Origin of the sequence: Rhizobium sp. BK418, assembly GCF_004341105.1 — a bacterium.
Lineage (GTDB): Bacteria > Pseudomonadota > Alphaproteobacteria > Rhizobiales > Rhizobiaceae > Rhizobium.
On the sequence record NZ_SLZK01000003.1, the window covers coordinates 984,975 to 997,873 of the forward strand.

The 12,899-nt window shown below is 58.1% G+C and carries 12 protein-coding genes; 6 read left to right on the forward strand and 6 right to left on the reverse strand.

From position 1 onward, the window contains the following. Nucleotides 1-253: 253 nt before the first annotated feature. Entirely contained in the window at nucleotides 254-1,096 is an 843-nt protein-coding gene (locus EV281_RS16350; protein ID WP_132654360.1) for an IS1595 family transposase, read from the forward strand. 162 nt (nucleotides 1,097-1,258) lie between these two features. Here the strand turns inward: EV281_RS16350 and EV281_RS16355 are convergent, their stop codons facing one another. Further along, on the reverse strand, nucleotides 1,259-1,714 hold the full coding sequence (locus EV281_RS16355; protein WP_245508279.1) for a hypothetical protein: 456 nt from the start codon (nucleotides 1,712-1,714) through the stop codon (nucleotides 1,259-1,261). Further along, nucleotides 1,656-3,950 (reverse strand): hypothetical protein, encoded by a 2,295-nt coding sequence (locus tag EV281_RS16360; RefSeq protein ID WP_132654112.1) that lies wholly within the window; start codon nucleotides 3,948-3,950, stop codon nucleotides 1,656-1,658. The genes EV281_RS16355 and EV281_RS16360 overlap by 59 nt, the downstream gene beginning before the upstream one ends. Before the next feature lie 75 nt (nucleotides 3,951-4,025). Here EV281_RS16360 and EV281_RS16365 point away from each other — a divergent pair, with 75 nt between their 5' ends. Further along, nucleotides 4,026-4,640: a hypothetical protein gene (locus tag EV281_RS16365; RefSeq protein WP_132654113.1), complete on the forward strand. Its 615-nt coding sequence runs from the start codon at nucleotides 4,026-4,028 to the stop codon at nucleotides 4,638-4,640. Between the two features lie 237 nt (nucleotides 4,641-4,877). Next, nucleotides 4,878-5,486 carry a hypothetical protein gene (locus EV281_RS16370; RefSeq protein ID WP_132654114.1) on the forward strand — a complete coding sequence of 203 codons (609 nt, stop codon included), beginning with the start codon at nucleotides 4,878-4,880 and terminating at the stop codon, nucleotides 5,484-5,486. Between the two features lie 165 nt (nucleotides 5,487-5,651). Here EV281_RS16370 and EV281_RS16375 read toward each other — a convergent pair whose 3' ends face one another. After that, entirely contained in the window at nucleotides 5,652-6,530 is an 879-nt protein-coding gene (locus EV281_RS16375; RefSeq protein ID WP_132654115.1) for an aldo/keto reductase family oxidoreductase, read from the reverse strand. A gap of 118 nt (nucleotides 6,531-6,648) precedes the next feature. Between EV281_RS16375 and EV281_RS16380 the strand changes: the two genes are divergently transcribed. Both EV281_RS16380 and EV281_RS16385 read left to right on the forward strand, forming a co-directional pair. Then, the gene (locus tag EV281_RS16380) at nucleotides 6,649-7,566 is read left to right on the forward strand and encodes a LysR family transcriptional regulator (protein WP_132654116.1); all 918 of its coding nucleotides are present in this window, start codon (nucleotides 6,649-6,651) and stop codon (nucleotides 7,564-7,566) included. A gap of 109 nt (nucleotides 7,567-7,675) precedes the next feature. Beyond that, nucleotides 7,676-8,347, forward strand: coding sequence for a VOC family protein (locus tag EV281_RS16385; protein WP_132654117.1), 672 nt, complete (start codon nucleotides 7,676-7,678; stop codon nucleotides 8,345-8,347). A 58-nt stretch (nucleotides 8,348-8,405) separates the two neighbouring features. Here EV281_RS16385 and EV281_RS16390 read toward each other — a convergent pair whose 3' ends face one another. From EV281_RS16390 to EV281_RS16400, 3 genes are all read right to left on the reverse strand, one after another. Beyond that, complete coding sequence (locus EV281_RS16390; RefSeq protein ID WP_132654118.1) at nucleotides 8,406-8,819, reverse strand: hypothetical protein; 414 nt, start codon at nucleotides 8,817-8,819, stop codon at nucleotides 8,406-8,408. Beyond that, a complete protein-coding gene (locus EV281_RS16395) occupies nucleotides 8,816-10,414 on the reverse strand; it encodes a hypothetical protein (RefSeq protein ID WP_132654119.1) in 1,599 nt (532 codons plus the stop codon). The genes EV281_RS16390 and EV281_RS16395 overlap by 4 nt, the downstream gene beginning before the upstream one ends. Before the next feature lie 206 nt (nucleotides 10,415-10,620). Continuing rightward, the gene (locus tag EV281_RS16400) at nucleotides 10,621-11,547 is read right to left on the reverse strand and encodes a class I SAM-dependent methyltransferase (protein WP_132654120.1); all 927 of its coding nucleotides are present in this window, start codon (nucleotides 11,545-11,547) and stop codon (nucleotides 10,621-10,623) included. A 313-nt stretch (nucleotides 11,548-11,860) separates the two neighbouring features. Between EV281_RS16400 and EV281_RS16405 the strand changes: the two genes are divergently transcribed. Further along, nucleotides 11,861-12,655 carry a class I SAM-dependent methyltransferase gene (locus EV281_RS16405; protein WP_132654121.1) on the forward strand — a complete coding sequence of 265 codons (795 nt, stop codon included), beginning with the start codon at nucleotides 11,861-11,863 and terminating at the stop codon, nucleotides 12,653-12,655. Nucleotides 12,656-12,899: the final 244 nt, after the last annotated feature.

The window sequence follows — 12,899 nt, forward strand, 5'->3', positions numbered from 1 at the left end:
CGGAGGTTGGAAATACGAACGCTGTCTCTGGCCTGATCCCAAGGACGAGTTTGGACAGCACTTCCTGCTGACGAAGAAGGCCAGAAACGTCGATCCGTCGGCCGTTTGGGGGCTTGGAGAGGACGAGGCCTATGGCCTGTTCTGCTCGTTCCGGTGGTCCGCGAACGGCGGCAAGCCGTTCTGCCCCAAGTGCGGGAACACCGAACCGTACGGCATTCGCCGACGCCGATTCCGCTGTTCGGAGGGCGAGTGCATGCGAGAATTTTCGGTCACGTCCGGCACCGTCTTCCATTCCCGCAAACTCTCCTTCAAGAAGCTCCTGATGGCGATCTGGGAAGAGGTGACGGCCGTAAAGGGACTTGCCGCCCTGCACCTGACCCGCAAGCTCGGCGTCGAGTACAAGACCGCATGGGTGCTGCTGGCCAAGATCAGGGAGGCGATCGGCAAGCGGCGGGCGAAGATGAAGCTCTGGGGTTCTATCCAGATCGACGGCAAGTACATCGGCGGCCACATCAAACCAGAGAACAAGAAGAAAGAGCGTGTCGATCGTCGCCGAAAGGAGAACCAGAACGGAAAGCGCATGTGCGTTCTGTCGATCCGCGAGCACAACCCCGATGCGCCTAACCGCACGATCACCAGGATCGTTTCCGACGAGAACCCCAAGGCCGCCTGGGCGGCCGTGAAAGACCATGTCCGTCCGGGGGCGGTGCTGACTGCCGACGAGCACGGCTCATACGATGATCTCGTCGGGTTGGCGATCCTCAAGCGCGTGAACCACAGCCTGGCGTACCAGACCGAGGATGGCACCGATACCAACAGGATCGAGAGCTTCTTCGCCCGCGCCGAGCGTTCGTATGTTGGCATTCACCACCGCTTCTCGGTGAAGTACCTGGACTGGTACATGGCGATGGTCGCCTGGAAGGAGGACACCCGTTACATGGGGCTGCGCTGGCAGCTCTCCGACGTGCTGCGCACGGTCACCCACCGCACGACGTCGGAGAACCTCTGCGGATACTGGCAGGGCGCGGCGGAGCGCATTGAGGACCAGGTGTGGGACGAGAACACGGAGGTCAAGAAGCAACTCTATCTGCGATGACCGCGGAGGACCGCGTTGACCCAGGATTAGCCGTCGTGCAGCATCGAGTTAGAAACAGGAGAGAAGAATGACCAAGCCAATTCTTGTGTCGCCGAAGGGTCTTCCAGAGGGCGGTCTCAAGGTGCAAACGATGATCAACGAAACCCTAACCTGATACTTCAATCACCTGGCGATCTCCCAGAGCCGCCGTCGGCCGTCGGGAGCTTCCGATGATCGAACAAGTCCGACCTGCTCCATTCGGTCGAGCAGGCCGGAGAACCTTCCAGCCAGGTTTGGGCCAATGACGGCGATCTCAGTTTCAAAGCCCTCCCGTTCGGCAAACTGTTTCGACAGATCACCTGCAAGGATCGGCTCTTCGGCATCTCGGAGGAGTTCAAGAACGCCGCGGCGGACATCACGCCCCCTGAGGAGGTCGGTCACGCGGCGGCCAGGGGTAGATCGATCCCTCCTCTTGGGCTGCTGAGAAAGCTTCGAGGTTGCGCTGGGATCAAAAATCTCCATCACGGTCAAAATCGCCGCCTTTTGGCCTTCCAAAATCAGCGCCTCTGCCGTGATGGCTTCAAGCCTGGCGTCCAGCTCGGCCCACTTTCCCTTTAATTCCTCGACGATCGACACCATACAATCCAACTCCACCGGAAGAGTTGGAGGTAACAATTTTTGCGTCCGGAATCTTGTGGCATTTGCTACCTAATTCCGCAAATTTACTCAGATCGGTACGGTGTGTTTTGAGTTGTTCAGCCAAGCCATCGACGGGGATGTGAAGGTTCTCGGTAGTGGTACCTTTCAGCATGGCGGTCATAAGGCGATAAAACTCACCGTCAGAGCGGCTGCGCAGCAACGAGTTTGCCGATGCCTTGGAAATGCTCTGTATTAGATTACGATCGGTTTTTATCGTTGGAGCAACAGGCGTCGTGGCCACGAGAACTGGAGTCGCTGGCGTTGTCGTCGTGGGTGTTGTGGCCGGAGGTGATGGAGTTGCGGACGATGCAGGCGTTGCGGCCGCTGATGTTGTGGCCGTAGAAACTTGAGCTGTCTCTGGTGGGGCTGTCTGTGATGCTGGCGTGGGTGCTGCTATTGCAGGTACTGTGGGTGCTGTAGTCACAGGTGCAGGATCTGCGGATGATGTCGGGGCCGGAGCTGCTGGCGGTATGACTGCAGGGGCTGAAGCTGTATCGGGCGTAGCCGCGGGGGGTAGAGCTGCAGATGTTGTCGCTGCGGTGGTTGTGGGCGTGAGCGCTGGAGTGGCCGCCGCTGCGTCTTGCCCCTCTCGCCGGGCCTCAAAGGCGGTCAACGCCGCATCGGCGGGGAGGGTGCCTACGCTGGACAGGCTCTGCTTGAGAACCTTGTTCCAGTCTGTATCATCACCTGCGAGTTTTTGTGCCGTTAATTCACCGGCACCGCTGGTGATCGCTGCCTGCATGGTGTCCACGGCCAGTTGACCAACGCGATTGCCAACCCCCAGTCTCTCGGCCAGTCCGCCTGAGACTGCATCGAATGCAGTGACCGTCAGGGCGCGAATAACACCTCTTTCGCTTGCTTCTTTGAGCACGGCGGGGTCATGCAGCAGGCGCTCGATATCTTTGGGCTTAGTGAGATCAAAGCCCTTTTTTTCGAAGAAATCTGCCGGTGACGTGTAGCGTTCGGTCACGTACGTCGCGCCGCGCGCGACGATAAATGGGATCGCCGGATTGTGGGTTGCGACCGTGGCTGCCGTAACGGCAGCTATTTGAGGGGCGGTTTCACCTGTCGTCTCCAAAACCCAGGCTAGAACACCGGTGGGATTTGCTTTGATTGCAGCGCCGATATTATTGATTGTCTCCTGGAAACCCGCTCCATCGACGAACATCGCATTTTCGGCGGCCGTCGCCATCGCCGATTTAGGTAGTGCCTTTATGGCCGCGATGTTCTTCCCTAGCGCCTGAGCATATTCCTGCGAACTCGCCTCGTCGTCAGTTTTGATGAGGTCTGCATACCGAGCGTCGAGCCAGCGGGTACTTGCGAAGAAATATTCTACCGGTGAGAGCGGGGGTATGATTTTCCCCTGCCGTGTAACGATTGGTTCACGTTGCGATTCAAGGAGTTCATTGAAACTCATTTTGCGGTCCCGCGCGCGGGCCTCAGTCTGTTCCATCATATACTGATTGAATATCTGGGCTACGCCATAGCCGCCACGAAGTAAGGAGTTCCACTGTCCGATTCGCCAATCGGCAAATGACCCCGGCGTTGGTGTGTCATTGTCCGGCGGTGGAGTAGCAGGCATCCACCTCCCGCGCTCAAGGGGGGCGATTCCGTTTAGGAAACTGTCAAGTGCGTCGAGGCGATCGGCATTGTCAGACCAGTTTTGAGCGACGGTTTTCCGCTTTTGCGTCGCTGACATCTCTGTTGGAGTAGTGGACTCCGCAAAAGGTTTGTCTGGCCACGCAGGCTGACTTGCTGGCGGTCGAGAGAAGGGAACTGCAAGCGGCACCGGGAGGACGGCAGGTTGACGAGCGGGCGATTGCGGATTCGTCTGCGCCAGCCTTTCCAAAGCTGAAAGGTTGTGAAGATCGTCTTTCGCTAGCGGTGCCGTTGCTGCATTTTCACTCAGCCAGCGCGCAAGGCGCGGTGAAGAGGAGAGGATCTTCTTATTGCGGACGTCATCGATCAACCGTTGCAGAGGGTCGCGGTTATCCTTGACCATCGGCAGGGGCGGGATAAGGTTTCCTGTAGTTGCTGCGAACTCCCGCGCGAAATTAAGATTATCCGCAACCTCATCTGGATTTTCATCCGAGGATTGAATAACGCTGCTCGCTGCGGCCGCATCCTGCTGGCGCCGTTTGCGCGACCAGACGTCATAGTCCGACATCATATCCATGGCTTCTCTCCCGTTCGGCCGAGAGACAGGGGTAGGTGCGGAAGGGTTGATTTATAAATCGAGGGAGGGGGAGCGATGCCTGGGGTTTTTGCGGCTGCGATGTTTGCCGCATGGTTGGGGGCGAAATATTGGAGCGAGATGCTGCCGGAAGGCTGCAGGCAGGCGTGGCGGGTTTTCGTCTACGCCTTGATCGGCGCCTGGCCCACCTATCTCGCCTGCGTTCTGCTGGTCTGGTTCCGCGATCCGGGGCAGTCCAATGCCACGGCGGCGGCCTTCGTCGCGGACAGGTTATACGGGCTGGCTATTGTCGCAGTGGTGACCGGTATTGCAGTCTATCGATTTCGTCTTACGCACTACGAGCCTGACGAAGCCGATCGGGCGGCCCATATGTCTGCCGGCATGAAGAACAGCATCTCATTGCTGGTCATTCTCTCCTTCGTCAGTTTCCTTTGTGTCAGCGTGACGGCGGGCGGGCGCATGCCGGATTATCCGGGCGGGACAGGCCGCTTCTTGGGAGAGTTCCTTGGCGGAACTCTTTTAATCGTCATCCTCGCGCTCATCGGCTTTTTCGTCACTCGTTTTGCTAGAAGAAAGCGGGACGCCTATGCCGGGCTGATGGGGGGAACCGTTGTCGCGCTCGCGATGAGCGGGCTCGCCTATCTCGGCATGCTCAAACATCTCAATGGCTGAGCGTAGCGGAGAGGCTTTGCCGGGTCGATTTTTGTCCCTGGCTCTCGTGGATCGCGAGAAAATTCGCGCGCATCTCTCTGGATTTTCAGCCGTGGATTGAATAATGGTTTTTTGCTGGCGTTCTGCGGGCGGCGTTTCCTTACGTTTGCGTGAAATTCGGCGGTTTATCCGTGACCTGCTCCGTCTTATGCGAAGCGGCCGGGGAGCGCGGTTCTATTTTAGATTGGGAGGATATCGATGCCGGTAGTTTTTGGGTTTGCGGTGATTGCGACATGGCTTGGAGCCATGCATTGGAGCCTGATGCTTCCTGAAGGCGGCCGCCAACCGTGGCGCGTCTTCATCTATGCGCTGATCGGCGTTCCCGTCGTTGCGCTGTTGTCTGCCTTCTGCCTGTGGCTGGTGGATCCGACGCATACTAATGCATCCTTCGCCTCCTACCTAGCAGCCAGTTGGCTTCACCTCTTCATTATCGCCCTGGTTGGCGCCATCGCAGCCTATCGCTATCGGATGAGGTTCTATCCGCCGCGAAATGTCGCCCGCGCCGCGCAGATGTCTGATGGACTGATAAGCAGCCTTGTCCTGCTGGCCGCGCTCGCGCTCGCCGGCAGCCTTTGCGTTACCTTCGCAATCGCCGCGCACGCGCCGGATTATCAGGATGGAACGACGGCCTGGAGCAGCGGCGTCCTAGGCACTGCCATCGTCATTCTGATATTTAGCCTGCTTGCGTTTTTCATCATTCGTGACCTGAAGGGCGGAGATCGGGATCCTCACGCGGGCCTGATGGCCGGAAGCTTTGCCTGTCTTGTGGTGGCTGGGCTCAGCTATCTTGGCGCGCTCAATCACTGACGACCGATGTAGCAAGAGGCCTCCGCATCTGCGGATGCGGTAGCTACGGACTGGTGGCAGCGTGATGTGGCCTGTGAAGCGCGGCAGGCGATCCGCCGCGTTTCGTTCCTACTTCTGTCTTAGGCACGTGCTTATCGCAAAACCTTCTTCGCGACAGGCTTAGAGTCAGGCGCCGTTCGCACCGGCAATGCGATCGAGCTGCGCCATCGCCTCGGGCGACAATTCGATATCGGCCACTGCGAGGTTTTCCCGCAGGTGGCCACGCGAGGATGTGCCGGGGATCAGGAGGATATTCGGCGCGCGTTTCAGGAGCCAGGCGAGCGCCACCTGGAGGGTCGTGGCACCCAAACGGGTGGCGACCTCAGAGAGCGTTGAAGATTGTAGCGGCGAGAAGCCGCCGAGCGGGAAGAAGGGCACGTAAGCCGTGCCTTCTGCTGCAAGCTTGTCGATCAGCGCGTCGTCATGGCGATTAGCGAGGTTATACTGGTTCTGGACGCAGACGATCTCGGTAATCCTGCGGCCGTCATCCACCTGTTTTGCTGTAGGATTCGACAGGCCGATATGTTTGATCAGCCCCTGCTGCTGCAGCTCGGCCAGAACCGTGAGCGGCGCTTCGAGCGAGCCTTCGGCGGGGCCATGCACATCGAACATGGCGCGCAGGTTCACCACCTCGATGACGTCGAGGCTAAGGTTTTTCAGGTTGCTGTGGATCGCCGCGGTCAGCTCTTCTTTCGAGAAGGCGGGGTTCCAGGAGGCGTCGGCCCCACGCAGCGCGCCGACTTTGGTAACGATGACGAGATCATCGGGATAGGGGTGAAGCGCTTCCCTGATGATCTCATTGGTGACGTAGGGTCCGTAAAAATCGCTGGTGTCGATATGATTGACGCCGCTTTCGACGGCTTCGCGCAGCACGGCGATGGCTTCGTTTCGATCCAGCGGCGGGCCGAAGACACCCTTGCCGGCAAGCTGCATGGCGCCGTAGCCGAGCCGTTTCACCACGCGGTCGCCGAGCTTGAATGTTCCGGATTTTTCGACAGTAGACATGAGATTTCATCTCCGATTGAAGGCGCAGAGGAGATAGGCCTGTATCGCTGTCCGGACAATCGGCTATAATCCGGACGGGCCGTCCGGATTTCAGGACAATAAACGAGGGGCTGGGAATATGAAGCTGGGGTCGCCCGAGATCAGCGATGTCAGTGCCTTTCTCGTCGTGGCGCGGGCCGGCGGTTTTCGCGAGGCGGCGCGGGTGAGCCATATGAGCTCTTCGGCACTCAGCGATGCGGTGCGCCGGCTGGAGGCGGAGCTCGGGGTGCGGCTCTTCAACCGCACGACGCGCAGCGTGGTGCCGACGGAGGCCGGCCGCGGCTTGATGGAGCGGCTGGGCCCTGCCTTCAGCGAGATCGATGCGGCGCTCGACTTCGTGAAGGATTTTCGCGATCGGCCGGCCGGCTCGCTGAAACTCAACGTGCCGGTCAGCGCAGCGAGGCTGGTGCTGCCGGGCATCGTGCCGCCGTTTCTGAAGCGCTATCCGGATATCCGGCTGGAAATCGTCACGGAAGAAAATTTCGTCGATATCATCGCCGGCGGCTGCGATGCTGGCATCCGCTATGACGAGCGGCTGGAGCAGGACATGATCGCCGTGCCGATCGGCCCGCGCCGCCAGCGTTTTGCCGGGGGTGCATCGTCCGCCTATCTCGCCGAACACGGGCGGCCGCAGCATCCGCGCGATCTGCTGCAACATGCGTGCATCCGCGGGCGGTTTGCCGGTCGCGCCATCCCGGTCTGGGAATTCGAGCGCAATGGCGAGATCGTCAGGGTCGATCCGCCGAGCCCTCTGATCGTCCAAAATGGCGGCGGCACGGATCTCGCCATCGATGCGGCGGTCGCCGGAACCGGCGTCGTTTTCACCTTCGAGGACTGGCTCAGGCCCTATTTCAAAAGCGGCGCGCTCGAGCCGGTGCTGGAGGACTGGTGGGAAAGCTTTTCCGGCCCCTTCCTCTATTATCCCGGGCGGCGGCTGGTGCCTGCACCGCTGCGCGCCTTCATCGATTTCATCAAGGCGATGCCGCGAGAAGGGTGAACAGCGATTACCGGCCCGCAACGTGGTAGAGTGGCCGCGGGCGATGCATTCGCCGCATCGCCATCATCATCAACATCACCATCGTCGTGACGATGAGAGGGGGAAGATCATGAGCAGCGCAAGCACTATGACCGGCAACGGCACGAGCGAGATGAAACTGGAGATCATCGTCGTGCCCGTTTCGGATGTCGACCGGGCCAAGGCCTTTTACGGCGGGCTCGGCTGGCGCCTCGATGCCGATTATTCCTCTGATGATAACTACCGGGTGATCCAGTTCACCCCTCCGGGCTCGAATGCATCCATCATCTTCGGGAAAAACGTGACGCCGGCGGCACCCGGCTCCGCGCAGGGCCTCTATCTCATCGTGTCCGATATCGAGGCGGCACGAAAGGAGCTCCGGGAGCGCGGTGTCGAGGTCAGCGAGGTCTTTCATCCTGAAGGCGAGGTCTATAGCGGGCCCGATGTGCCCTATCTTTTCGGCCGGCGCCGGGTCAGCGGGCCCGATCCCGACCGCAGCAGCTACCGCTCCTTTGCGGCCTTCAGCGACCCTGACGGCAATGGCTGGCTTTTCCAGGAAATCACCACCCGCCTGCCCGGTCGGATCACCTCCGACCTCGCCGCTTTCCGCACGGCGAAAGACCTTGCCGCAGGGCTTCGCCGGGCGGCCGCTGCACATGGCGAGCACGAGAAGCGCAACGGCGGAAAGCACGACGAGAACTGGCCGGACTGGTATGCCGAGTATATGATGGCCGAGCAGACGGGCAGGCCGCTGCCGTTGTGATCCCCAGGCGGGACCGGCTGGACGAGCCGATCCCGCCTGCTGCTCACGCACGTGGGAATCACACAGGTTCGATCTGGGCCGCCCACCTCCATAAGTCGTCCATCTGGTTCGGCGGAATGCCCATGGCCACAGCGAGCAGATCGATGCGGGGGTCTTCACGGGAATATTCCTGCGCATCGTCGATCATGATGCGGACGGTTTCTTTGTCCTTGGTCGACATATTCGGCATGCTGTCGATCGTGGCCAAGACATCCGCCTTGAAAATCGGCGGTCCCAGTTCGAGCGCGGCGAGCCAGAGTTGCCACTTCCGGAGGGTGGGGAAGCGATCTTCCGATCCCGTGGGGTCGCGGAGGTATTTTGCGATTGCAGGCTCTTGGTCGTCATGAGGGGTGAGATCCAAATTGGGCTGATCGCGGGTGAATATTTCAAGGATCGTCCCAGCGCTATCGTAGCGAACGTATACAGTTGTCATGCAAAGAGCCTCCTGCAGGTGTAGTCATGCCAGCCGCAGACGAAGAAGGAGGCTGCGGCGGCCGTGCTCGTCACCGCAGCGTACCTCCAGAGCTGGCCATTAACATTGCTGCGTGCCTTACCCGCAGCCGCGCTTTGATCGGGATAATCATTGCCCGAGCGTGACCGGCACCGCACCTGATGGGCGGCACTGGAGGTGTAGTTGGCGACGGCAGCATCCGAGATGATTCCGATGCAATCCTGCCCGGTGGCTGCGACAACGGTGTCGATCAGGACCGAAACGTCGACGCTCAATCCCACGGGGATATTGCTCGGTATTGCCAGGCCCTGCACATTGGTGTTGGCGACGAACCACGCGTAGGTATCGGTGTTGACCTCATTGCCGGTCTGCCAGAATGGGACGACGTTTCCCGATGCGTTGGTGAGGATTAGGCCAACGCGGCTTCCGGACAGGCATTCCCAGCCGGCCGGCTTGATGACACCTGACTCTGATGTCGAGAGCGACATCATGAAATCCGTCGTGCCGTCTGTTGTCTTCCTGATGGCATAGAGAAAATATGTCTTCGATGGCTGTATAGATCCGGTATCGAGGAGCTGAGCAAGCGTTTTAGGCGTGGCAATAGCGGTCTGGTGCTTCTTGCCGCCAAACCAGCCAACGCCTGGGCCGATGGTTACAGATGCAACTCCGGCGTAGGCCGGGATAAATCCTGTAAAGAAATCAAAGCCGGTGGCAACGCAGACATATTTGACAACACTGCTCGCCAGGACCTTTTTCAGGGTCCAGCCGTCGGTGCTGTCAGCCATAGCGAATTCGTCGCTATCCGCGATATCCGCTTTTGCGGCTGAGCTGTGAAACATTCCGGCGATGCCGGCGGCAACCGAACCGTAGAGTGCGAGTGTTTTTCGATACCAGTGAAAGGAGGAGAAAAGACCGCCTGTGCCCGGGATCTGGACATCCTCGGGATTGGTCGCATAGGCGGCCGAGAGATTTGTGCTTGTATTGGCGGCTATCGCCGATTGCGCAGCTTCGCTCGCTTTCTGCGTGGCAATCTGCGTCAGGTCTGCAACGGCTGGAATATCATCAGCGATATCGGCGATCGTTTTCAGATATTGTGCCACAGCCGCGACGGCTTCGATGGCTGCTCCTTTGTCGCTCAGCGCCAGCACATTGGAAATAAGCTGGTCGATGGTCGCGGAATCGTAACTCGGTGGAATGGTAATGGCGCGGGCCGCCCGTTCCTTCAGTTGCTGAAGCCGCATCACGATCAGGTCGAGCGCCTGCTCGACGGTCTCGGCGTAATAGGCGCCCTGGTTCTCTAAGTCGGTTTCTTGGGTAAAAGGCACGTCCAGCAACAGCGTTATCCGGCTATCTTTGGCGGGGGCACGGGTGATGAGCGCACTGCCGCCGCCATCATTGCCAACGCCGGTTACTGAGTAGTCGGCATCCAGTACAAGGATCGTATCCGTGCCTGAGGCATCCGTGTGGATCACCTGCAGATGTTGAGGTTCAAGGATCTTGAATTTGTATTCGAAGGCCGTGGTGGTGCCGTCCCCGCTATAGGGGCCGGACCGATTTGTCTCGCTTGAAATTGTCATAGATCACGCCTCTAGTTTTGGTGACTATAGGCGCAAGAAGGTTGTTGGGCTGATGTGGTGATTAGAGACCGACGCCATCGGGCGCGTGATCCTGGACTCCGTATCTCGTAGCCGGGGCCGCTGTGTTATTCCCGCTACAAAGAACAAGCCGCTCGAAAGGTGGCTTGATCTGAGCACACCTGTATGCAAGCCGATTGGTGTAACCGCTACCTTGTGAGGGTGTAGCAGTGGAAGGCGTTGGCGGGATTATCGCGGACCTCGGTAGCGGCAAATGGTACGGCGAATCTCTTCAGGGATTCCACCCATTCAGTTTTCACGTCAGCAAGTTTGTCGGCGGGGATGGCTTCAACAGCTTTCAGGAACGCGGGGAACATTGGCCGGAAGCCAATATCCCAAGCCTGAATGATGTGTTTCGACAGGTGTTGAGAGTGATGATGTACTTTCAATCCCGAGGCATCAAAAAGGTGCCGCCACTGCTCGTCGCTGGCAGACTGTTTGATGTTGTCGCTCAGTCGACCACGATCAATTCCGTCAAGCCAACTCCATGCTGGATCCTTAGTCTGTGCAAATAAGCGGTTGAAGAAGCTATATTCGGGAAGCGTCGCGTTTGGCAGCATGAGGCACAGCCGCCCGCCGGGTCGTAGTATTCTAGAAAGCTCGTCAAGTACTTTCGCTGGGTCTTCCAGCCAGTAGACGATGTTAGAAAAGATTGTATCGAAACTTTCGTCCTCAAAAGCCAGAGACTCGTTGCCGTCGCCGGCCACCGTCTCAGTGTAAAGACCCAATCCGGCCGCCTTTTTCAACAGATTTGGCTTATGATCGAAGCCGACAGAGATTTGGTAACCAGGTGGTTTGATCACCAACGGCGTGTAGCTGCCATCGTAGGCGTCGAATACGTCGATTTTCTCATAGAAGCGATCAAGATTGGCGGTCTTCTGAAAAGCATCAAAGAGCGGATCGAACTGTCCACCGGCCCTGATGAAAGAGAACAAACCGTCACCGCACCCGAAGTCGAGCGAGCGGCCAGCGAACTCAAAGTCGCGCATTGCTTTGATATCTAGGTATCGCCAGAGCGCGGTCTCCGGCCGAAGCCAGAATATATTCAGCAGTTGATTGAAGCTTTCGTTCAACATATGGCGCTCATTGGAGACGAATTTTTCATCAGTCTGAAATCCCTATTTCATTGGTGCATGTTCGGACAGAGAAAAGACCGAAAGCATGTCATGACATAATATATCTCCCACGCTTGGGGCGTCATCATGTCGGAGCCTTCCGCTAGAAATATTGGATCGAGGATTTGCTTCCTCCTCGTTTCAGTTTCCCTCTCGTCTTCCCGCCGATTTGAGCTTTGGATTCCACGACGATCGCTCGTTGAAAGCACCAAACTACTGTTGTGTATTGGCTTTCTCATGAATGGCAATGTCTTCTAATGGGTAAGGGGAATGGATGGATTACAACAGGCACAACGCAGCTTCTGCATGGAAGCATCTGACGATCAGGCATCCGGATGTGCTTGTAGTGGGGGCCAACACCGGCAACGATTGTTCATATTTTGTCGAGTTTGGGGCCAAGTCGGTTTTGGGCCTTGATGTAATCGAAGAAGTCGGAAGCGAGTTCTTGCATCCGAAAGTTAGATATCTCTGCGAGAGCGCGGAAAACATGCGTTCGATCGCAGATGAATCGTTCGATCTCTTGTACTGCTATGCGACGATGGAACACGTCCCCAATGTGGAGGCGGCATTCTCCGAAATGGCGCGAGTGGCGCGCAAGGGTGGCATCATATATTCTCTCGCATCGCCGCTTTGGCAGTCGCCCGGTGGTCACCATATGGGTGAGTTCGTCAAATGGCCCTGGATCCACCTTGTGAAATCTCCGGACGAGATTGCCGAGATAGCGATCAATAACAATCTCTATTCCTCGGAAGAACTTGCCAGGGCAAAGGTCGAGTACATGCTCAATCCGTCCTTTTTCAACATGCGCCCTTCGACGGATTACATAAGGGCCTGCGCGAAACTGGCAGGCTTGCGCGTTCTTCGAAGTGAAATCTTGAAGGAAGATGCGAATTTGCTGGGCCACCCATTTGGGGCCGCGGCTATTGCGAGGGGCATGTCTCAAGAGAACTTGCTCGGCGTAACCCACCAATTGATAGCTCGGAAGAGAGGCTCCTGGAGCATGGCATCAGTCGTTCTCGACACGGCATACCTGCTGAAGCAGAGGCTTTCCCGGTTGGTCAGACATTGAATTGACCAGGAGATCCGGCGAGCACGAGGGATCGCGGGTCTGCCACTCATTTCAATGAGCGTAATGCCGAAGATGGCGCGGACCACGTGCTCGGTCTGCGTCGGTTGATCGACGATGAGTGTGCTCATGGCCGCCATTTTTCCGCTCGCACTGGACGCGGGGCCGGTGTGAGATAAGGAGGCGAGATATAGATTGTGTGATGCTGCTTCAGGCATATCAGCCTGCCGTCATCAGACAAATCCTA

What these genes read in the sequence shown, in the direction of transcription:
- EV281_RS16400 (WP_132654120.1), bottom strand. Translation starts at nt 11,547, where the DNA reads ATGTTGAACGAAAGCTTCAATCAACTGCTGAATATATTCTGGCTTCGG.
- EV281_RS16365 (WP_132654113.1), top strand. Translation starts at nt 4,026, where the DNA reads ATGCCTGGGGTTTTTGCGGCTGCGATGTTTGCCGCATGGTTGGGGGCG.
- EV281_RS16395 (WP_132654119.1), bottom strand. Translation starts at nt 10,414, where the DNA reads ATGACAATTTCAAGCGAGACAAATCGGTCCGGCCCCTATAGCGGGGAC.
- EV281_RS16350 (WP_132654360.1), top strand. Translation starts at nt 254, where the DNA reads ATGCGAGAATTTTCGGTCACGTCCGGCACCGTCTTCCATTCCCGCAAA.
- EV281_RS16360 (WP_132654112.1), bottom strand. Translation starts at nt 3,950, where the DNA reads ATGGATATGATGTCGGACTATGACGTCTGGTCGCGCAAACGGCGCCAG.
- EV281_RS16375 (WP_132654115.1), bottom strand. Translation starts at nt 6,530, where the DNA reads ATGTCTACTGTCGAAAAATCCGGAACATTCAAGCTCGGCGACCGCGTG.
- EV281_RS16370 (WP_132654114.1), top strand. Translation starts at nt 4,878, where the DNA reads ATGCCGGTAGTTTTTGGGTTTGCGGTGATTGCGACATGGCTTGGAGCC.
- EV281_RS16385 (WP_132654117.1), top strand. Translation starts at nt 7,676, where the DNA reads ATGAGCAGCGCAAGCACTATGACCGGCAACGGCACGAGCGAGATGAAA.
- EV281_RS16390 (WP_132654118.1), bottom strand. Translation starts at nt 8,819, where the DNA reads ATGACAACTGTATACGTTCGCTACGATAGCGCTGGGACGATCCTTGAA.
- EV281_RS16405 (WP_132654121.1), top strand. Translation starts at nt 11,861, where the DNA reads ATGGATTACAACAGGCACAACGCAGCTTCTGCATGGAAGCATCTGACG.
- EV281_RS16380 (WP_132654116.1), top strand. Translation starts at nt 6,649, where the DNA reads ATGAAGCTGGGGTCGCCCGAGATCAGCGATGTCAGTGCCTTTCTCGTC.
- EV281_RS16355 (WP_245508279.1), bottom strand. Translation starts at nt 1,714, where the DNA reads ATGGTGTCGATCGTCGAGGAATTAAAGGGAAAGTGGGCCGAGCTGGAC.